The sequence below is a fragment of the Myxococcales bacterium genome (assembly GCA_016717005.1).
GTDB lineage: Bacteria > Myxococcota_A > Polyangia > Haliangiales > Haliangiaceae > UBA2376.
Genome location: JADJUF010000041.1, coordinates 93,574 through 114,257, shown reverse-complemented (window position 1 = coordinate 114,257; position 20,684 = coordinate 93,574). Strand labels below are relative to the sequence as shown.

The following is a 20,684-nucleotide window of genomic DNA, read 5'->3' as shown; positions in this document are numbered from 1 at the left end:
CGCGTGGGGCCCCTCGACTGCGTGATCACTGGTGGCACCGACGATCGCGGCGGCGGCGACGGCCCGATGGTCGTGCTGCTGCACGGCTTCGGCGCGCCCGGCGAGGATCTGGTCGACCTCGCGAGCTACGTCGAGGCGCCGCCCGGGACCCGCTGGGTGTTCCCGGCCGCGCCGCTGGCGCTCGGCGGCCCCTACGGCGACGGGCGGGCCTGGTGGATGATCGATCTGGCGCGGCTCGAGCGCGAGGTGGCGGCCGGCCGCCCGGTCGATCGCGCGATCGAGGTGCCCGACGGGCTGGCCGACGCCCGGGCCGCGATGCTCGAGGTGCTCGCGGCGCTGGCGCGCGACCTCGGGCGCCGCGACGAGCGCACCGTGCTGGGCGGCTTCTCCCAGGGCGCGATGCTCACCGTCGACGTCGCCCTCCACGCGCCAGCGCCGGTGGCCGGCCTGGCGCTGATGTCGGGCACGCTCCTGGCCGAGGCGGTGTGGGCCCCGCGCGCGGCCGCGCTCGCCGGCGTGACCGTGTTCCAGAGCCACGGCACCCGCGATCCGCTGCTGGCGTTCGCGGGCGCCGAGCGGCTGCGCGACTTCATGCTCGCGGCCGGCGCCGAGGTCGGCTTCATGCCGTTCCCGGGCGGGCACGAGCTGCCACCGCCGGTGCTCGCCGGCGTCGGCGAGTTGCTGGCGCGCACGCTCGCCGCGTAGGCCGGCGAGCGCGACCGTCGCGGCGTCGGCGCGCGGGTGATCGCCCCGGCGGCGCCCGACCAGATCCTCGCGGGCGAGTCCGGCATCGGCACGTACATCGAGAACGCGTGGATCGAGGTCCGGCGGCGGGCGGTGCGCCCGACCGAGCGCGGTTGCGCGGCGATCGACGCGTCCGCCGAGCACTTCCTGCAGGTCGAGACGTCCGGGCGCCGTGCGCCGGCGCCGGCCCGGCCGGCTCGCGTACACTGGGCCCGTGGATCTCGGGTTGATCGGCGCCACCATCGCCAACCGGTACGAGCTGATCCAGCGGATCGGCCACGGCGGCATGGGCGACGTCTACCGCGCGCACGATCGCGAGCTCGACGAGGCCATCGCGCTCAAGGTCGTGCGCGACGAGGTGGCCCGGGTGCCGGGCGTGCTCGAGCGGTTCCGGGCCGAGGTCAAGCTGGCGCGGCGGGTGACCCACCGGAACGTGGCGCGGACCTACGAGCTCGGCGTCACCGACGAGCTGGCGTACTTCACGATGGAGCTGGTCGAGGGCGAGTCGCTCGAGGAGCGGCTCGGGGCCGGACCGCTGACCCCGGCTGGGGCGATCGCGGGCGCGGCCGAGCTGTGCGACGCGCTGGCGGCGGCCCACGCGGCCGGCGTGATCCACCGCGACCTCAAGCCGGCCAACGTGATGCTGGCGCCCGACGGCCGCGTGGTGCTGACCGATTTCGGCGTGGCCGCGCTCGCGACCGCGGCCGAGGACGGCTCGAGCGGCACGCCGCTGTACATGGCGCCGGAGCAGGCCCGCGGCGAGCCGCCGACGCCGCTGGTCGACGTCTACGCGCTCGGGCTGGTGCTGTACGAGATGGTGATCGGCGCGCCCGCCTTCGCCGGTGATCTCGGCACCACCCTCGACGCCAAGCAGGACCCCGACCACCGCCCGCCGGCGCTGTCCGCGATCGAGCCGGGGCTGGCGGCGATCATCGCGCGCGCCGTCGCGTTCGATCCGCGCGCGCGCTGGCCCGGCGTCGACGCGCTGCGGGCGGCGCTGGTCCCGGCCCGCGCGGCGGCCTCGGCGCCGATGCCGGCGAGCGCGCCCGACGATCTGGGCCTGCCGACGGTGCTGGTCGCGCCGCCGGCGGCGCCCGCGGCGGTCGCGCATCGGGTCAGCGGGTTCCACCTCGAGCTGCTGCGGCGGCTGTCGCGGCGCGGGCACATGCGCCTCGCGCGCCGCACCCACGGCGACGTCGGCGGCCGCGGCGCCCGGGTCGTCGTCACCGGCGGCGACCACGCGATCGTGACGATCGCGCTGACCGGTCGGCGCGAGGCGGTGACGCTGTCGATCCCGCTCGACGTCGACGCGCTGGTCGAGGGCGCCGAGCTGACCAGCCGGCTGATCGCGGCGGCGGTCGGCGCCGGGCCGGAGCGCGGCGACGACGAGCCGCCGATCACGGCGACGGCGCGCGAGCTGTTGTGGCGGGCCCAGGCCGGGCTGCGGCGCGAGGGCGACGCGCGCGCCCTGGTCCGCGCCGACTTCGCCGCGGCCCTGGCGGCGGCGCCGGGCGACGCGCGCATCATGGCCGGCCTGGCGATGTGCGAGGTCCGCGCGGCGTTCTTCGCCGCGACCCCGCAGCCGGGCGCGCTGGGCGTGGCCGCGGCCCGCGCGACCGCGGCGGCGGCGGCGGCGCCGCACCTGGCCGAGACCCAGATCGCCAGCGGCCACCTGCGGCTGCACCAGGGCGACGCGACCGCGGCCGCGGTCCACTTCCGCGCCGCGATCGCGCGGGCGCCGTACCTGCCCGAGGCCCACGAGTGGCTGGGGCGGATGCTGCTCGAGGCCGGCTACCTGGTCGACGGCATGGCCCGGCTCGCCGACGTGCTCGAGATGGAGCCCGGCCTCGAGGCGCCGCGCTGGGATCTGGCCCGGGCCTACGCGCTCGAGCAGCGCTGGGGCGAGCACGACCGGGTCATGGACGAGCTGCGCGCCGTCACCGGCGATCCGGTCGGGCGCGTGGGCGTGCGCCTGCGCTTCGCCGGCTGGCGCGGGCGCCCCGACGAGGTCGCGGCGATCCGGCGCGAGATGGGCGGGGCGACGCTGCCGCCGATGTTCGAGCGCGCGCTGGCCGACGCCATCGGTGACGCCGTCGCGGGCGGGCCGTGGGCCCCGGTCCGCGCCCAGGTCCTGGCGAGCCTGTCGGCGAACGGCGGCGACAGCGCTCGGCGGCGCGCGCTGATCGCGCAGCTCGTCGCCGAGTTCGCCGGCGGCGTCGGCGAGCTCGCCACCGCGGTCGCGATGGTCGAGCTCGCGATCGACCACGGCCTGTTCGATCGCCACTGGCTCGAGCGGTGCCCGCCGCTGGCCGGGCTCCGGGCCCACCCGGCGTACCCGGCGCTGCACGCGCGCGTGGCCGCGCGCGCCGACGCGGTGCTCGACGCGCTCTACGGGGATCACGGTCACCGCGCGACCGCCGACACGCTGCTGGTCAGCGCCGCGTCGCGCTGACCGGCGCGGTCGCGTATGCTGCGCGGGTGTCCGGCCTGGTCGGCGCCACGGTGGCGCAGCGCTACGAGCTGATCGAGGCGATCGGGCGCGGCGGCATGGGCGACGTCTACCGCGCGCTCGATCGCGAGCTCGACGAGGAGATCGCGCTCAAGGTCGTCCACGACGCGCTGGTCGCGGTGCCGGGCGTGCTCGAGCGGTTCCGGGCCGAGGTCAAGCTGGCGCGGCGCGTGACCCACAAGAACGTCGCGCGGACCTACGAGCTCGGGCGCGCCGACGGCCTGACCTACTTCACGATGGAGCTGGTCACCGGCGAGTCGTTGACCGAGCGGCTGCGGCCCGGGCCGCTGGCGCCGCCGCTGGCGATCGCGATCGCGGTCGAGCTGTGCGACGCGCTGGCGGCCGCGCACGCGGTCGGCGTGATCCACCGCGACCTCAAGCCCGACAACGTCATGCTGGCCCGCGACGGCCGGGTCGTGCTGACCGACTTCGGCGTGGCCGCGCTGTCGGTCGGCGGCGACGCCAGCTCGAGCGGCACGCCGCGGTACATGGCGCCCGAGCAGGTGCGCGGCGAGCCGCCGTCGCCGCTGGTCGACGTCTACGCGCTCGGGCTGGTGCTCTACGAGATGGTGACCGGGCGGCCCGGGTTCGCCGGCACGGTCGCGACCGTGCTCGACGCCAAGCAGGCGACGACGCCAATCGATCTCGCCGGGGTCGAGCCGTCGCTGGCCGCGGTCATCGCCCGCGCGATGGCGCACGAGCCGACCCTGCGCTGGCCCGGCGTCGCCGCGCTGCGCGCCGCCCTGGCGCCCGAGCGCGGCCCCGGCGCGGCGCTGCCGATGGCGCCGGCGCGGCGCGGCGCGCTGGCCCTGCCGACGGTGCTGGTCGTGCCGCCCCAGGCGCGCTCGGCCGACGCCCACCGCGTCGTCGGCTTCCACCACGAGCTGGTCGGCCGGCTGGCGCGGCGCAGCCACCTGCGCTTGCTGCGGCGCCCCGGCGGCGAGGTCGACGGCGGCGGCGCGCGGGTCGCGGTGATCGCGCGCGACCAGGTGGTCGTCGAGATCGACGTCGGCGGGCGCGTCGATCGGCTCGCGCTGACCATCCCCAGCGAGCCGGCGGCGCTCGTCGCCGGGGCCGAGCTGGCCAGCCGGGTGATCGCCGCGGTGGTCGGCGCCGGCCCCGAGCGCGATCACGGCGAGGTGCCGATCGCGGCGCCGGCGCTCGAGCACCTGTGGCGCGCACAGGCGCTGTCGCGCCGGACCGAGGTCGATCGCGCCGCCGCCCACCACGAGTTCGCGGCCGCGGCCGCGCTGGCGCCGGGCGATCCGCGGATCCTCGCCGGGCTGGCGATGTGCGAGGTGCGGGCCGCGTTCTTCCGCGATCGGCCCGAGCCCGAGGCGCTGCGGGTCGCGGCCGATCACGCCACGTCGGCGGTGCTGGCGGCGCCGCAGCTGGCCGAGGCCCAGATCGCCGTCGGCCACGTCCGCCTGCACCAGGGCGACCCGACCGCCGCCGCCGTCCACTTCCGCGCGGCGATCGCGCGGGCGCCGTACCTGCCCGAGGCCCACGAGTGGCTCGGCCGGATGCTGCTCGAGGCCGGCTACCTGGTCGACGGCGAGGCCCGGGTCGCCGACGTGCTGGCGATGGCGCCCGATCTCGAGGCGCCGCGCTGGGACCTGGCCCGGGCCTACGCCCTCGAGGAGCGCTGGCCCGAGCACGACCGGGTCGTGGCGGAGCTGGCCGCGCTGACCGGCGTGCTGCCGGGGCGGTTCGGCTGGCAGATCCGCCTGGCCGGCTGGCGCGGCGACCGCGCGACGATCGCCGCGATCCGCGCCGAGGTCGAGGCCGCGCCGCTGGTGTCGATGTTCGAGCGCACGCTCGTGACCGCGGTGTGTGACGCGCTCCTGGGCGCGCCGTGGGCGCCGGTGCGCGATCAGATCGTCGCGACCGTGGCCGCGCCGGATTTCGGCAGCGCCCGGCGGCGCGCGTTCATCGGCCAGATCGTCGCCGAGGCCGCCGGCGCGCTCGGCGACGTCGCCACCGCCGTCGCGATGCTGCGGCTGGCGGTCGAGCACGGGCTGTTCGATCGGCACTGGCTCGCGCGGTGCCCGCACCTCGACGGCGTCCGCGCCGATCCGGCCTACCCGGCGCTCGCGGCCCAGGTCGCGGCGCGGGCCGAGGCGGTCCAGGACGCGCTGTTCGGCGATCACGGCGGCCGCGCGGTCGCCGACACGATGCTCAACGCCGGCGCGACCCGGTAGCCGCACGGCGCGACCTCGCTGGCGATTCCGGTCGAGCCGGGCGCGCCGTGGCTCGCCAAGCGCTGGGGTCTCAGGGCGGCCCGACCGGACCGCGGGGCGGCGTGGGGCGTGATCGCTCGCGGCGACGGCGCGTAACCATAACGGGCCGAGCGCGCTCGAACCTGGGTGCGCCGCCTCTCCTCCCTGATCGTCGCCGCCGTCGTGGCCGCGCCCGCGCTGGCGCTGGCGGCGCCGGTGCGCGGGATCGTGGTCGACGAAGCCGGCGCGCCGGTCGCCGAGGCCGTGGTGGTGGTGGCCGGGGTGGAGGTCGCGACCGATGCCGCCGGCCAGTTCGCGGTCGACGACGCCGGCACCGGCCCCCAGGACGTGCTGGTGGTCGCCGACGGGTTCGAGCCGTTGCTCACCCGCGCCGCGCCCGGCCGCGCGGCCCGGCTGGTGCTGGTGCGCGGCGGCCTGGTCAACGACCTCGAGCTGGTCACGCTCGAGGGCGAGGCGCCGTTCGTCGATGAGCCGGCGGCGTACGATCTCGATCCCGCCACCGTCGGAACGGTGGCCGGCGCCGGCAACGACGCGCTCAAGGCGGTGCAGAGCCTGCCCGGCGTGGCCCGGATCCCGTTCGGGCTCGGCGGCCTGGTGCTGCGCGGCCAGAGCCCGCGCAACTCGAGTGTGTTCCTCGACGGCATCGAGGTGCCGCTGCTCTACCACTTCGGCGGCCTGGCGTCGTTCTTCCCGACCGCGCTGCTCGACGGGCTCGAGGTCATGCCCGGCACGTTCGGCGCGCGCTGGGGGCGGACCCAGGGCGGCGTGGTCGAGGTCCGGTCGCGGGCCGCGCGCACCGATCGCTGGCGCGGTGCCACCGAGGTCAGCCTGACCGACGCCCAGGCCCGCGGCGAGGGCCCGCTCTACGGTGGCGGCCTGATGTTCGGCCTGCGCCGCTCGTACATCGACGGCATCCTGGCCGCGGCCGCGCCCGATCTGACCCTGGCGCCGCGCTACCTCGACGGGCAGCTGCGCTGGGATCGCGGCAGCGAGCACGCGCGCACCGGCCGCGTGACCGCGCAGGTGTTCGGCTCCGATGATCTGCTGACCTTCGCCAACCCCGGCGACGCGATGGACGACGGCACGTCGCTCAACTACCGGTCGCGGTTCGTGCGCGCGGCGGTGACCTGGCGGCGCGTCGACGGCCCGTGGGCGGCCACGATCACGCCGTCGGTCGGCGCCGACGAGGTGTCGCTCCGGATCGACGGGCAGGGCATCACCCGCCGCAACATCCCGGTGGCGCTGCGCGCCGACCTCGAGCGCACCTGGCGCGACGGCCGGGTCGCCGGCGGCCTCGACCTGGTCGGCACCCGCTACGGCTACGACATCCTCAACGAGGCGCCGCCGATGCCGGGCATGCCCGAGTCGAACCAGGTCACCCAGCGCGACGGCGCGCTGTGGGCCGGCGATCTCGGCGCGTGGGTCGAGGGCTTCTACCGGATCGCCGACGGGCGGGTCGGCGTGAAGCCGGGCCTGCGGATCGATCGGTTCGGGCTGTCGAACCAGTGGGTGGCAGATCCGCGCCTGGCGATCACCCACGAGCTGCCGGGCGGCTGGACCATGGCCACCGCGATCGGTCGCTACCACCAGCCGCCGGCCGCGGTCGATCTGGATCCCGCGTGGGGCAACCAGGACCTCGAGGCCTCGGTCAGCACCCAGGCGTCGTTCGGCGTGACCGCGCCGCTGCCGCGGGCGTCGTCGGTGGCGGTGACCGCGTACTGGGAGCAGTCGCGCGGGCTCGCGGTCGACGCGGTGAGCTCCGCCACCGCCCAGGTCGCGGGCGGGCCCCAGGGCGGCGGCGCCGGCGCGGCCAGCCGCGAGCTCACCGACGAGCAGTTCGGCTCGTACAGCTACCGCGAGAACACCGGCCGCGGCCGCGGCGCCGGGCTCGAGGTGATGCTGCGCAAGCGCACCGGCGCCTGGGCCGGCTGGGTCGCGTACACCTACGCTCGGGCTGAGCGCAAAGGCGATCCCCGGCTCGATCCGACGTGGCGGCCGTACGTGCTCGATCAGCCGCACGTGCTGACCGCGGTGGCGGCGGCGCCGGTCGGGGCGTGGCAGCTCGGCGCGCGCCTGCGGTTCGCCAGCGGCAACCCGATCACCCCGGTCGCGGGCGCGTACTTCGACGTCGACGCCCAGGACTTCCGTCCGGTCGACGGGCCGATCCTGTCCGAGCGGCTCCCGGCGTTCGTGCAGCTCGACCTGCGGATCGACCGTACCTGGAAGCGTCCGTGGGGCGTGACCAAGCTCTTCCTCGACGTGCAGAACGTCAGCAACCGGCTGAACCCCGAGGGCGTGTCCTACAACTTCGACTACAGCCGGCGCTCGTACACCCGGGGCCTGCCGGTGTTCCCGTCGCTGGGCGTGGAGTTCACGCCGTGAGGGCCGCGGCGCTCGCGCTGGCGGCGGCGGCCTGCAGCGGCGACGGCCTGGCGCCGTCGACGCTGATCACCGAGGCCCGGCTGCTGGCGGTCGCGGCCGAGCCGCCGGTGACCACGGTCGACGGCACGGTCGCGCTGGCCGCGCTGGTGGTCGACGCCGACGGCGCGCCGGCCGCGACCCCGGTCAGCTGGCGCGCGTGCTCGCCGTGGCGCCTGGTGCGCGATCCCGATCTCGACTGCGGGCCCGGCGACGCGCTGCCGCTGGTGGTCGACGCCGCCGGCCTGGCGCGGCTCGACGTGGCGGCGGTGCGGGCGCGGTTCGGCGAGCCCGGCGGGCCGCTGCCGCCGGCCGGCGCGTGCCCCGGCCCGATGATCGCGGTGCCGGTGATCGCCACCGTCACCATCGACGGCGTGCGCCTGGTCGCGCGCAAGGACGTCGGCGTCGCCGCGGTCGCGCGCCGCGGCCCGGTGATCGCGGCGATCACGATCGACGATGGCCCGGCCGACGGCTTCGTGCCCGGCGCCACGCACCGCGTCGCGGCGGTCCCGGCGGTCGACGCGCTCGACCTGACCTGCACCGACGACCCGACCCCGGCGCCGGTGCGCGAGGGCGTCCGCACCTACTTCTACGTCTCGGCCGGCGGCCTGGCCGACACCTCGGCCGAGGTCCGCTACCAGCCCGACGGCACCGCCGCGATCGGCTCGGTCGAGCTGACCGCGCCCACCGAGGTCGAGCGCGTGCGGCTGTGGGCGGTGATGATCGACGGCGACGGCGGCGCGGCCTGGGCGCTGCGCGAGCTGCGCGCGCGCTGACCGGCGGTGCTAGCCTGATCGGGTGATCGCGGCGACCGCGCACCTCGAGGCCGGCGCGCGGCGCCGACGCGGGCGCCCGCCGGCCGAGGCGCCGGTCGCGGACGACGCCGACGCCCGGTCCGGCGACCTGGTGTGCGCGACCTGCGGTCGGCGGATCACTCACGACGATCACCGCGTCGCGATCGCCGGCGCCCACGAGCACACCTTCGTCAACCCCGGCGGCTTCGTCCACGTGCTCGGCTGCTTCGCGCTGGCCACCGGCCTGTCGTACGTCGGCGATCCCGAGACCGCGTGGTCGTGGTTCCCTGGCTACGCCTGGCAGATCTCCGCGTGTATGAGCTGCGGGGCGCACCTCGGCTGGATCTACCGCGGCGCCGAGGGGCAGTTCCACGGCCTCTTGCGGGCGCAGCTCGCGCGCCGCGGCTGAGCGCGCTTCCCCGTCGAGGGCGAGCCCCGACCGGGCCCGCACCCACGACGCGCGCCGCGCGCCGCGCGACCCACTGCTCGACGGAAGACGTCGCGAGCGCTGACAGGTCCGCGCGCTCGGGACCTCGGCGGGCTACTGGCCCGAGCCGCCGCAGCGCCGCCTCGGCACCTTGATCTTCGCCGGCGTCTGCGTGACCACGCGGATCAGCGTGCCGCCGTTGCACACGTCGACCAGGCGCAGCTCGTACAGGACCGTGCCCGAGGCCAGCGTGTGGACCGCCGCGACCTCGGCCTTCCACTTGTCCCAGTGCTCGTCGCGCAGGCACGAGCCGACGCACCACACCGGCATCGGCATCGTCGTCGTGGTGGCGCCAGCGGTGATCGCCAGGTCGTGGGCGGCGTAGCGCTTGGCGCCGGTGAACGCCGCGGTCGGCGTCGGCGCGGCGGCGGCCGGGGCCACCTCGGCGGTGCCGAACTTCATCGCCTTGACGGTCTTGAGCCCGCGCAAGGACGCGTCGGTCAGCTTGCCGCGCTTGCGCTCGACCACGGGCGCGTCCTCCTCATCGCCGAACGACGCGCACTGGCCGACCTTGACCTTGGTGACGATGATCGCGCCGGCCTCGTCGGGGGTGATCACGTAGACCGAGCCCTGGTACGAGGTCGGCAGGATCTCGGCGTGGTCGATTGCGCCGTGATCGTCGACCAGCGCCAGCAGCGCGTACGTGCCGTCGGCCGACCAGCCCAGCAGGCGGTTGGCCTCGCTCGCGCGCACGCACGCGTCGGCGGGCGCGGCGCGGACGGCGAGGGCCGCGGTCGCGATCGTGGCCAGGGCGATGAGGACGGGGCGGCGCATGACCTGAGCGTACGCGCACGGTCGGGCCGACGCATGAGCGGCGATGTCGCAGCGGTGTCGCACGGCCGGGAATAGCGGCGCGGGTGCGCCAGTTGACAGGGCGCGGCGCGAGGTACTACACCCCGTGCGCGCCACGTACCGCATCTGAATCCCTACGCTTTCCTGGCAAGTCGAGGAGTCATGTCCGATCGTCTCAGCGAAGAGGTCGCGCGTTTCCAGAGCCGGTTCACGGCGCTCAAGGCCGAGGTCAGCAAGGTGCTGGTGGGGCAGGACGACATGCTGCAGCGCCTGCTCCTGGGGCTGCTCGCCGGCGGTCACGTGTTGCTCGAGGGCGTGCCCGGCCTGGCCAAGACCCTGGTCGTGCGCACCCTGGCCGAGGCCCTCGACGGCACCTTCTCCCGCATCCAGTTCACGCCCGACATGCTGCCGGGCGACGTCGTCGGCACCCAGATCTACAACCCGCGCGAGGGCACGTACTCGGTCAAGAAGGGGCCGGTGTTCGGCAACTTCGTCCTGGCCGACGAGATCAACCGCGCGCCGGCCAAGGTCCAGTCGGCCTTGCTCGAGGCGATGCAGGAGCGCCAGGTCACGCTGGGCGAGCACACCTTCAAGCTGGCCGAGCCGTTCCTGGTGCTCGCGACGCAGAACCCGATCGAGCAGGAGGGCACGTACCCGCTGCCCGAGGCCCAGCTCGATCGCTTCATGCTCAAGGTCAAGGTCGGCTATCCGACCAAGGACGACGAGGTCAAGATCCTCGACCGCTACGCCGGCGCCGGCGGCGAGCCGACCGTCGGCAAGGTCATGACCTGCGACGAGATCCTCGCCGCCCGCGACGTGGCCCGGCAGGTGTTCGTCGACGACAAGGTCAAGCGCTACGCGGTCGAGCTGACCGCGGCCACGCGCGATCCGCGCGGCGCCAACCTGCCGCACCTGGCGCCGCTGCTCGACAACGGCGCGTCGGTGCGCGGGTCGATCGCGCTGATCAAGGTCGCCAAGGCCGCGGCGCTGCTCGGCGGCCGCACCTACGTCAGCCCCCACGACGTCAAGTCGATCGCCGTCGACGTCCTGCGCCACCGCATCCTGCCCAGCTACGAGGCCGAGGCCCAGGGCAAGACCGCCGATCACCTGATCGCGCAGATCCTCGAGAACGTCGCCGTCCCGTGACCGCCGCCCATGTTGCCTGCTGAGCTCGCCCGCGAGGTCAAGCGCATCCAGTTCGTGACCGGCCGCCAGGTCGCGAACGTCATGGCCGGGGCCTATCTCTCGGTCTTCAAGGGCCGCGGCATGGACTTCGAGGAGGTGCGCGAGTACGTGCCCGGCGACGAGGTGCGCGCGATCGACTGGAACGTCACCGCGCGCACCGGCGAGCCCCACGTCAAGCGCTACGTCGAGGAGCGCGAGCTGACGGTCATGCTCCTGTGCGACGTCAGCCACTCGCAGGACTTCGGCTCGGGCGCGCGCTCGAAGCTCGAGGCCGCGGTCGAGCTGTGCGCGCTGCTGGCGCTGTCGGCGGTCGAGAGCGGCGACAAGGTCGGCCTGCTCCTGTTCCACGGCGGCGCCGACGTGTTCATCCCGCCGCGCAAGGGCGACAAGCACGCGCTGCGGATCATCCGCGAGGTGTTCGCGCGCGGCCGCGAGGTGCCGGGCTCGGCGTCGCCGCGCTGGCGCCCGACCGAGCTGCCGCGCCGGGTCTGGGGCTGGTTCCGCGGGCTGCGCGACGTCACCGCCCGCTCGCCGCGGCGGTCGACCTCGATCGGCGCCGCGCTGGAGTTCTGCCGCAAGGTGCTGCCGCGGCGCGCGGTGGTGTTCCTGGTGTCGGACTTCCTCGACGACGGCTACCTCGACGTGCTCCGCCACGCCAACCGCAAGCACGACGTGGTCGCGGCGCTGGTGACCGATCCGCGCGAGCAGGCGTTCGTGCCGGCCGGGCTGGTCACGCTCGAGGACGCCGAGACGGGCGCGACCCGGCTGGTCGACACCCGGTCCGACGCCTACCGGCGGCAGGTCGCCGACGTGGCCCGGTCGCGGCGGGCCCGGCTCGAGGACACCCTCCGCGCCAGCGGCGTCGATCTGCTGCACATCGACGCCGGCGGCTCGGTCGTCGATCCGCTGCTGCGGTTCTTCCGCGAGCGCCAGCGGAGGCTCGGGCGATGACCGCGCGCGTCGTCGCCGTCGCGCTGTGCGTGGCGCTGGCCGTCGGCGGGTGCGGGCGTCGCCACGCCCAGCCGGGCGAGGCCCGGCCGCGGCCCACGCCCGAGGCCACCGTCAAGATCAGCGAGAACGGCCCGGTCAAGGCCACGGTCAAGGTGTGGCCGCCGGCGCCGCAGCTCGGCGATCCGCTCTACCTCGAGCTGACGATCGAGGCGGCGCCGGGCGTGACCGTCGCGGCGCCGTTCGAGGACGAGGGCCTCGGCCGCTTCGCCGCGGTCGGCTGGGTCCACGACACCCAGCGCCGCGACGACGGCGGCACCGTCGAGGTCCAGACCTACACGCTCGAGCCGCCCGGCAGCGGCAAGCACCGCATCCCGCCGTTCCGGCTGCTGGTCACCGACGCGCGCGCCAGCGCCGCCGCCGCCGGCGCGACCAGCAGCGCCGCCACCGAGCTCTTGACCGAGGAGATCCCGATCGCGGTCGCCCCGGTCGATCCGGCCCGCGCCGCCGAGGCCCTGGCGCCGGCCCGCGGCCGCCTGGCGATCGTCGTCGGCGGCCTGGCGTGGTGGCTGATCGCCGGGCTGATCGCGGCCGGGCTGATCGCGCTCGGCGCGATCGTCTGGGGCGTGCGCGCGTACCGACGCCAGGCGATCGTCCGCACCCGGATCTCGGCCTACGAGATCGCGGTGCGGCGGCTGGCGGCGCTCGAGCGCGGCGGCGCGCCCGACGACGTCGGCATCGACGACTGGTTCGTGGAGCTGTCGGCGGTCGTGCGCCACTACCTCGAGGATCGCTTCGCGCTGCGCGCGCCCGAGCTCACGACCGAGGAGTTCCTGCAGGTGGCGCGGCGCGCCGCCGGGCTGTCGAGCGCGCACCGCGAGCTGCTGTCGGCGTTCCTCGAGACCTGCGATCGGGTGAAGTTCGCCGGCTACCGCCCGACCGCCGACGAGTCGCTGGCGAGCCTGGCCGCGGCCCGGGCCTTCATCGAGGACACCCGCCACAAGGAGGCGGCATGACGCTGTTCGGCATCGAGCTCGCGCACCCCTGGTACCTGCTGGCCGCGCTGGCGATCGCGCCGGTGGTGCTGCTGTCCCGCCACGCCGCCGGGCGCGTCCAGTTCTCGTCGCTGGCGGCGCTGCCCCACGGCGCGACCTGGCGCACCAGCCTGGCGTGGCTGCCCGACGCGCTCTACGGCCTCGCGGTGCTGGCGCTGGCGCTGGCGCTGGCCGGGCCGCAGCGCTACGACGGCCAGCACCGGATCAAGCGGCGCGGCATCGCGGTGATGATGGTCGTCGATCACTCGGGCTCGATGCAGGCGCTCGACCTGTCCGACCAGGACCACGAGCAGACCCGGCTCGACGCGGTCAAGCGGGTGTTCGAGCAGTTCGTGCTCGGCGGCGGCGGCCTCGGCGGCCGGCCCGACGACGCGATCGGGCTGATCGCGTTCGCGCGCTACGCCGACACGCTGTCGCCCCTGACGCTCGATCACGCCAACCTCGCGACCGCCGCGCGCCAGGTCGAGATCGTGACCGAGCAGCGCGAGGACGGCACCGCGGTCGGTGACGGGCTGGCCCAGGCGGTCGAGCGGCTGCGGGCCGCGCCCCAGGCGAGCAAGGTCGCGATCGTCTTGACCGACGGCGTGTCCAACGTCGGCGAGGTCGCGCCGCTGGCGGCCGCCAGCCTGGCGCGCGACGCGAGCATCAAGGTCTACACCGTCGGCGCCGGCACCAACGGCCGGGCGCCGGTGCGGGTGCCGAGCCGGTTCGGCGGCGGCACCGAGCTGGTGTCGATGCAGGTGCAGATCGACGAGGACACGCTGCGCAAGATCGCCGAGGCCACCGGCGGCCGCTACTTCCGGGCCACCGACCTCGACGGCCTGCGCCAGGTCTACAAGGAGATCGACCGGCTCGAGCGGACCGAGATCGACGAGACCCAGGGCGCCGAGCCGAACCAGCTCTACGGCTACCTGGTGGCGCTGGCGATGCTGGCGATCGCCGGCGCGGTCACGCTGCGCGCGACGCTCCTGCGGAGGCTGCCATGATCCCCGACTGGACCAACGCCCACGGCGGCTGGATCCACCTGGTCTGGGCGGTGGCGGCGGCGGTCGCGGCGTGGGTCGTCCTCGAGCTGCGCGGCCGCGACGCGCTGGCGCGGTTCCTGTCGCCGGTCATGCAGGCGCGCCTGGTCGTGCGCGCGTCGATGACCCGCACGATCGTCCGGCTCGGGCTGGTCGGCGTCGCGCTCCTGGCGTGCGTGTGGGCGCTGATGCGGCCGCAGACCCGCGGCCAGGACCAGGCGGTGCTGGCGTCGCAGTTCTCGGCCGACGTGATGATCGTGCTCGACGTGTCGAGGAGCATGCTGGCCGAGGACGTCGCGCCCAACCGGCTGGCCCGCGCCAAGGCCGAGATCAGCGAGATGGTGCGGCAGCTGCCGGGCCACCGGGTCGGGCTGGTGGCGTTCGCCGGCCGCGCCGCGCTCCTGTGCCCGCTGACCCCGGACCACAGCTACTTCAACCTCGTGCTGCGCGGCGTCGACGTCAACAGCGTCGCGCGCGGCGGCACCCGCATCGGCGAGGCGCTGCGCGCGGCCACCGCCGGCTTCCCGGCCGGCGCCGGCGCCAAGCTGGTCGTGCTGATCACCGACGGCGAGGATCACGACAGCTACCCGCTCGAGGCGGCCAAGGTCGCCAAGGGCGAGGGCGTGCGGATCATCGCGGTCGGCCTCGGCAGCGAGACCGGCAGCCCGATCGTGCTGACCGATCCCCAGACCGGCGCCAAGACCCAGCTGAGCCACGACGGCCAGCCGGTGATCTCGCGGCTCGACGGCGACACCCTGCGTCAGATGGCGACCGAGACCGGCGGCGCCTACGTGCCGGCCGGCACCTCAGCCCTCGACCTCGAGTCGATCGTCCGTCAGAACGTGACGCCGATCCTGCGGGCCGAGGCCGATCGCATGTCGCTGCGCCGGGTCCACGGCGAGCGGTTCGTGTGGCCCATCGTGCTGGCGCTGGTCGCGCTGTTCGCGGCGGTCGCGGTCGGCGCGCGCGCCCGGAGGTCGTCGTGAAGACGTTGGTCGCGATCTGGATCGCGCTGACCCTGGTGGCGTGCGGCAGCGACCGCGGCCGGGCCGCGCGCGAGGAGTACAACCGGGGCGTCGCGGCGCTGGGGGCGGGCGAGCTCGATGAGGCCGAGCAGCGCCTGCTGGCCGCGCGCGACCAGGCCGGGTTCGACGACGAGGTCCGGTTCCGGGCGGCGTTCGATCTGGCGGCGGTGGCGGTGGCCCGGGCCGAGGCCGCGATGGCCGCGCAGCCGCCCACGCCCGACGTGGCCATGGCCGCGTACGAGCGCGCGCGCACCTGGCTGGCCGACGCGGTGCGCCGCCGACCCGGCGACGCCGACGCCCGCGCCAACCTCGAGCGGGTCGAGGCCCGGCTGCTGGCGCTGGTCGATCAGGCCGGTCAGGGCGAGAACGCGCTGGCCAAGCGCCTCGATCGCGCGATCGCGGCCCAGCGCGGGCTGCGCGACGCGGCCCGGGCGCTGTGGATCGGCCAGGCCGCGAGCGGCGGCGATCCGCTGGCCGCGCGCGACGAGTTCGAGGCCGCGGCCACCCGCCAGCGCACGCTCACGGCCGAGGTCGGCACGATCGCCGACCTGGCCGGCGACGAGATCACCGCGATCGGCGGCAAGGCCGAGGCCGAGCGCAGCCAGGAGGAGCAGGTCCGCCTGGTCCAGCTGCAGAACCTCGATCTGTACGTGCAGGACGCGCGCAAGGCCATGACCGACGCGCGCCGCAACCTGCACGAGCTCGCCGGCGAGCTGGCCCACGGCCGCACCGGCGCCGCGCTCGAGTCGCTCAAGCGCGCGCGCGAGCAGCTGCTCGATCCGATCACCGTGCTGCAGGGGGTCGCCGCCGACGAGCTGCAGCTGGCGCGGTACCTGACGGCGCTGGCCGCGCACAGCGGCACGCACGATCCGCTGCCGGCGTGGCTGACCGCGCGCGGGCTCGGCGGCGACCAGATCGATCTGCGGGCGCGGCTCGAGGAGGTCAAGGCCCGGCTCGAGGCGGCGCTGGCGGCGCCGGCCTCGGGCGGCGACGACGCGGCCGATCCCAAGGCGGCCGAGGCCGCGCAGGTCAAGGCCCAGATCGCGGCGGCGATGCCGGCGATCGAGGAGGCCTCGACCGAGATGAAGCACGCGTCCGACGCGCTGGCGGCCGAGGACGTCGGCGTCGGCGCGGCCGGGGCCCAGGCGGCGATCGTCGCGCTGGCCCGCGCGATCGAGCAGTTCCTGGCGCTGCGCCAGCTCATCGACGTGACGCTGGGCGAGCAGCGCGGCGTGGTCGCGGCGATCACGCCGCCGGAGGCAGGCGCCGAGGCGCTGCCGGCGGCCGAGCGGGCGCGCCGGGTCGCCGAGGGCGTCAGCAAGAACCGCGCGCGCCTGGCGCGCATGCAGGCGATGATCGCCGAGGAGCTCGCCAAGGCGACCGCGCCCCAGTCGCAGGATCCCGGCGCGGCGGCGGCGCCCGCGCCCGACCCGCAGCAGCTCGAGCAGACCAAGGCCATGTTCGCCCAAGCCGAGGCGCTGCGGCTCGAGGCCGACGGCGCGCTGGCGGCGCTGGCGGTCGTGGCGGCCGGCGGCAAGGGCGCGCCCGCCCTCGACTCCGCGAAGCTGGCCGAGGCCAAGCTGGTCGAGCTGCAGAAGCTGTTCTTCTCGGTGATCGAGCATCTCCAGGAGCTGATCCGCACCCAGGGCGAGACCCGCGACGACACCACCGCGGCCCAGGCCGAGGACGACACCGGCCGGGCCGCGCGCCTGCCCGGGCTGATCGAGCGCGAGCGCGGCCACGGCCAGATGGCCGACGCCATCGCCCAGGCCCTGGCCGGGCAAGCCGACGCCGCCGCGCAGCAGGGCGCGGGCGCCGCGCACGGGGGCGGGCCGTCGCCCCAGACGCTCGGTCAGGCCGCTGGCGAGGTGCGCAGCGCCCTCACCTCGATGCAAGATGCCACCACCACCTTGACCCAGGCCCGCGACCAGGCAGCGCAGATGAGCTTCGATATCGGCCCCGCGATCGACGCGCAGCAGACCGCGCTCGAGCACCTCGAGAACGCGCTGCGCTTGCTGCAGCCGCCCAAGCAGGACCAGCAGCAAGACCCGAAGCAACAGGATCAGCAGGACGAGCAAGATCAACAAGATCAGAAGCAGCAGGATCAGCAGCAGAGCGCCGAGCAGCAGCTCCAGCAGGTGCGCGAGCGCGAGGCCCAGCGCGAGCGCGAGAAGCGTGAGCGCGAGCGCCAGGCCGCCGGCAACGATCCGGTGGACAAGGACTGGTGATGGGCGGCTCGAGGCTCACCGCGCGGCTCGCCCTCGCCGCCGTGGTCGCGCTGGCGATCGTCGTGGGCGCCCACGCGACGGCGCGCGCGCAGGGCGCCCAGGGTCGCTACCAGCTCGGGTCGAAGGCCTTCGTCGGCGCGCCGTTCGTGCTGGCGATCGTCGTCGACGGCCTCGAGCAGGATCCGGCGCCGAAGCTGCCGTCGCTGACGGTGCCGGGGCTGGCGATCACGCCCGGCGACGCCGACTTCCGCGGCGGCTTCCAGGTCACCGTCAACGGCCGGCGCATGCAGCAAGGCGGCGGCACCTGGGTGCTCACCTACCGCGTCACCGCGGACCGGGCCGGCGTGTTCAACCTGCCGTCGACCACCGTCACGCAGGGCACCACCGAGGTCGCGGTGCGCGGCGGCAACCTCGAGGTCGTGGACCTACCGACCACCTCCGACATGCAGTTCGGCATCACGCTGCCCGGTCGGCCGGTCTACATCGGCGAGACCTTCCCGGCCGAGATCGAGTGGCTCCTGCGCAAGAGCCCGCAGGAGCCGCAGTTCGGCGTGCCGCTCCTGAACATGGACGGGGTCCTGTCGGTGCAGGTGCCGCCGCCCGCGAACCCGCGCCAGGTGCTCGACTTCGTGACCGACAAGGGCGCGCAGAAGATCGGCTACGTCCAGGATCGCGTGACCCGCAACGGCGTCGCGTTCGATCGGTTCCGGTTCCCGGTGCTGGTCACGCCCCGGCGCTCGGGCCCGATCGCGATCGAGCCGGCGTCGGTGGTGGTCGAGCTCGAGGTCGGCCAGGGCCGCGACGCGTTCGGCTTCCCGGTCGCGCGCACCGACACGTTCCGCGCCTCGGACGTCGCGCGCACGCTCGACGTCCGGCCGGTGCCCGAGACCGACAAGCCGCCGAGCTTCGCCGGCGCGGTCGGCGGCTCGTTCTCGATCGCCGCGCGGGCGTCGCGCTCGGTGGTCCAGCTGGGCGAGCCGCTCGAGCTCGAGCTCACCGTCAAGAGCGACCAGCGCCTCGACAGCGTCGGCCTGCCGCCGCTCGACGGCCCCGGCGGCCTGCCCAAGGCCAGGTTCGCGGTGCCGCTCGACGCGCCGATCGGCGAGCTCGCCGACGACGGCCTGTCCAAGACCTGGAAGGTCGCGGTCCAGGTCACGGCCGGCGACACCACCGAGATCCCGGCGATCGCCTTCTCGTACTTCGATCCGGCCAACACCACCTACCAGACCATCCACAGCGAGCCGATCGCGCTGTCGGTCAAGGGCGGCGCGGTGGTCGGCGCGGCCCAGGTGGTCGGCGCGCCGACCGCCACCGGTGGCAGCGCGGCGCCCGCGGCCGAGCCGTCGACGACGATGGCGCTGACCGGCGTCGACCTGGCGCTGTCACCGCCCGGCGGCGGCGGCGGCCCGCTCGGGCGCGGCGTCCTGTGGGGCATCGTCGCGACGCTGTACCTGGCGCCGCTCGCGCTCCTGGGCCTGGCGCTAGCGCGGCGGCGCGGCGCGGCGCGGCGCGAGGTGGTCGGCGAGGTCAAGGTCGCGCTGCGTGCGCTCGCGGCCGAGATCGAGCGCGCGCGCCAGGCGCCGGCCAAGGACGCCGCGCTGGGGCTGTCGCGGACGCTGACCGCGACCGCGCGCGCGCTGGGGCGCTCGGTCGACGAGCGGCTGATCGCGCGCATCGAGAACGCCGGGTTCGCCCCCGACGCCGGCGGCGAGCCGCTGTCGTCGGAGCTGCGGGCCGAGCTGGCCGAGCTGCTCGAGGCCTGGACCCGCGACGCGCGCACCGGCGCCCGCGGCCGCGGCGTCGCCGCCGCGCTGATCGTCCTGGCCGTGCTGGGCGCGCCGGGCCGGGCCTGGGCCGACGAGACCCTGACCGCCGCCCGCGGCGCCTACCAGGACGCGCTCGCCGCGACCGATCCCGCGGTCAAGCAGCGCGGCTTCGCCGCCGCGGCGTCGGCGTTCGCGCGCGCGGTCAAGACCCATCCGACCGCCGCGGTCTACACCGATCTCGGCAACGCCGCGCTCGGCGGCGGCGACGTCGGCGCCGCGGTCCTGGCCTACCGCCGGGCGCTGACGCTCGACGGCAGCGACGGCCGCGCGCGCCGCAACCTGGCGTGGGTGCGCAGCCGGCTGCCGGCCGAGCTGCGGCCGCCGGCGACGTCGGCGACCGCGACCCTGTTCTTCTTCCACGCCAGCTGGTCGCGCGATCGCCGCCTGCTCGTGGGCGCGTTCGCGTTCGCCGTGATGATCCTGGTGCTGGTGCCGTGGCGCGGCGCGCGCCGGCGCGGGCTCACGCCGGTCGCGATCGGCGCCGGGCTGGTGTGGGCGGCGATGACGGTGTCGCTGCTCATCGAGGATCGCCGGGCCGACGACGCCGTCGTGATGCAGGCGATGGTGCTGCGCACCGCCGACAGCGCGGTGGCGCCGGCCGCGCGCGCGACGCCGCTGCCGGCCGGGACCGAGCTGGCGATCGGGGAGCGGCGCGGCGAGTGGGTCCGGGTCCGGATCAGCGACGCGCTCGCGGGCTGGCTGCCGGCCGGCGCCGTCGAGCCGGTCGCGCGCGACCCCCCGGCCGCCCAGGCCCCCCCCCCCCCCCCCCCCCCCCCCCCCCCCCCCCCCCCCCCCCCCCCCCCCCCCCCCCGCCCCCCCCCCCCCCCGGCCCCCCCCCCCCCCCCCCCGCCTCGGCCGCGCCGCAGCGAGGGCGCCGCGCGTAGCGCAGCTGGCTGAGGGCGCGCTGACGCGGTGGGAGCCGGCCTGCGGTCCGGCAGGCGTCGCCGAGGTAGGCGCCGGGTAGGATCACGGCGCGCCGCAGGCCAGCCACTCGCCGAGCTGCCGGCGCTCGGCCTCGGTCGGCCGGGGATCGTCCGCGGGCATGAGCGTGTTGACCGCGTCGGGGCCGGCGGCGGCGTTCTCGTCGACGTGGTCGATCGTGTTGCGCACGCCCTCGACGGTGTCGTAGTCGTGGAACGCGGGCGCGCCGTGGCGCGCGGCGCCGGTCTTGGCGCTCGAGTGGCAGTCGGTGCAGTACGTGTCCATGAACGACTTGCCGAAGTTCTGGTACGTGAGCGTCGAACCCTGGGGGCACACCGAGCCGGTGGGCTCGCCGTGGGATCCGCAGCCGGCCAGGGCCGCGGCGGCGAGCACGAGGGCGATCGTGAGCGTGGACTTCATCGGGTACTCCTTGCGTGAGCCCCGACTATACCGATCTCGGCGGCGGCGGCGGCGCGGCCGCGGCGGTCCT

General features: G+C 75.9%; 15 protein-coding genes. 13 read left to right on the top strand and 2 right to left on the bottom strand.

Annotated elements, in window-relative coordinates:
• Positions 1 to 3 precede the first annotated feature (3 nt).
• The 6 genes from IPL61_37370 to IPL61_37345 all read left to right on the top strand — a co-directional run bounded on the left by IPL61_37370 (position 4) and on the right by IPL61_37345 (position 9,114).
• Positions 4 to 705: an esterase gene (locus IPL61_37370; GenBank protein MBK9036863.1), complete on the top strand. Its 702-nt coding sequence runs from the start codon at positions 4 to 6 to the stop codon at positions 703 to 705.
• A gap of 253 nt (positions 706 to 958) precedes the next feature.
• Positions 959 to 3,196 (top strand): protein kinase, encoded by a 2,238-nt coding sequence (locus tag IPL61_37365; GenBank protein MBK9036862.1) that lies wholly within the window; start codon positions 959 to 961, stop codon positions 3,194 to 3,196.
• Positions 3,197 to 3,222: 26 nt separating this feature from the next.
• Positions 3,223 to 5,454 (top strand): protein kinase, encoded by a 2,232-nt coding sequence (locus IPL61_37360; protein MBK9036861.1) that lies wholly within the window; start codon positions 3,223 to 3,225, stop codon positions 5,452 to 5,454.
• A gap of 165 nt (positions 5,455 to 5,619) precedes the next feature.
• A complete protein-coding gene (locus IPL61_37355; GenBank protein MBK9036860.1) occupies positions 5,620 to 7,875 on the top strand; it encodes a TonB-dependent receptor plug domain-containing protein in 2,256 nt (751 codons plus the stop codon).
• On the top strand, positions 7,872 to 8,687 hold the full coding sequence (locus tag IPL61_37350) for a hypothetical protein (protein MBK9036859.1): 816 nt from the start codon (positions 7,872 to 7,874) through the stop codon (positions 8,685 to 8,687). The genes IPL61_37355 and IPL61_37350 overlap by 4 nt, the downstream gene beginning before the upstream one ends.
• Before the next feature lie 22 nt (positions 8,688 to 8,709).
• A complete protein-coding gene (locus IPL61_37345) occupies positions 8,710 to 9,114 on the top strand; it encodes a hypothetical protein (protein MBK9036858.1) in 405 nt (134 codons plus the stop codon).
• A gap of 132 nt (positions 9,115 to 9,246) precedes the next feature.
• On the opposite strand, the gene IPL61_37340 is transcribed toward IPL61_37345, so the two are convergent.
• The gene (locus IPL61_37340) at positions 9,247 to 9,966 is read right to left on the bottom strand and encodes a hypothetical protein (GenBank protein MBK9036857.1); all 720 of its coding nucleotides are present in this window, start codon (positions 9,964 to 9,966) and stop codon (positions 9,247 to 9,249) included.
• Between the two features lie 180 nt (positions 9,967 to 10,146).
• Between IPL61_37340 and IPL61_37335 the strand changes: the two genes are divergently transcribed.
• From IPL61_37335 to IPL61_37305, 7 genes are read left to right on the top strand one after another with little or no spacing between them, the layout of a single operon-like run.
• The gene (locus IPL61_37335) at positions 10,147 to 11,130 is read left to right on the top strand and encodes an AAA family ATPase (protein MBK9036856.1); all 984 of its coding nucleotides are present in this window, start codon (positions 10,147 to 10,149) and stop codon (positions 11,128 to 11,130) included.
• A gap of 9 nt (positions 11,131 to 11,139) precedes the next feature.
• Entirely contained in the window at positions 11,140 to 12,120 is a 981-nt protein-coding gene (locus IPL61_37330; protein ID MBK9036855.1) for a DUF58 domain-containing protein, read from the top strand.
• Positions 12,117 to 13,133 (top strand): hypothetical protein, encoded by a 1,017-nt coding sequence (locus IPL61_37325; GenBank protein MBK9036854.1) that lies wholly within the window; start codon positions 12,117 to 12,119, stop codon positions 13,131 to 13,133. Before IPL61_37330 ends, IPL61_37325 begins: the two co-directional genes overlap by 4 nt.
• Positions 13,130 to 14,158, top strand: coding sequence for a VWA domain-containing protein (locus IPL61_37320; protein MBK9036853.1), 1,029 nt, complete (start codon positions 13,130 to 13,132; stop codon positions 14,156 to 14,158). The genes IPL61_37325 and IPL61_37320 overlap by 4 nt, the downstream gene beginning before the upstream one ends.
• Positions 14,155 to 15,180 carry a VWA domain-containing protein gene (locus IPL61_37315; protein MBK9036852.1) on the top strand — a complete coding sequence of 342 codons (1,026 nt, stop codon included), beginning with the start codon at positions 14,155 to 14,157 and terminating at the stop codon, positions 15,178 to 15,180. Before IPL61_37320 ends, IPL61_37315 begins: the two co-directional genes overlap by 4 nt.
• Positions 15,177 to 17,447, top strand: coding sequence for a hypothetical protein (locus IPL61_37310; GenBank protein ID MBK9036851.1), 2,271 nt, complete (start codon positions 15,177 to 15,179; stop codon positions 17,445 to 17,447). The genes IPL61_37315 and IPL61_37310 overlap by 4 nt, the downstream gene beginning before the upstream one ends.
• Positions 17,447 to 20,170, top strand: coding sequence for a BatD family protein (locus IPL61_37305; GenBank protein MBK9036850.1), 2,724 nt, complete (start codon positions 17,447 to 17,449; stop codon positions 20,168 to 20,170). The genes IPL61_37310 and IPL61_37305 overlap by 1 nt, the downstream gene beginning before the upstream one ends.
• A gap of 69 nt (positions 20,171 to 20,239) precedes the next feature.
• Here IPL61_37305 and IPL61_37300 read toward each other — a convergent pair whose 3' ends face one another.
• Positions 20,240 to 20,614 (bottom strand): c-type cytochrome, encoded by a 375-nt coding sequence (locus IPL61_37300; protein MBK9036849.1) that lies wholly within the window; start codon positions 20,612 to 20,614, stop codon positions 20,240 to 20,242.
• Positions 20,615 to 20,684 lie beyond the last annotated feature (70 nt).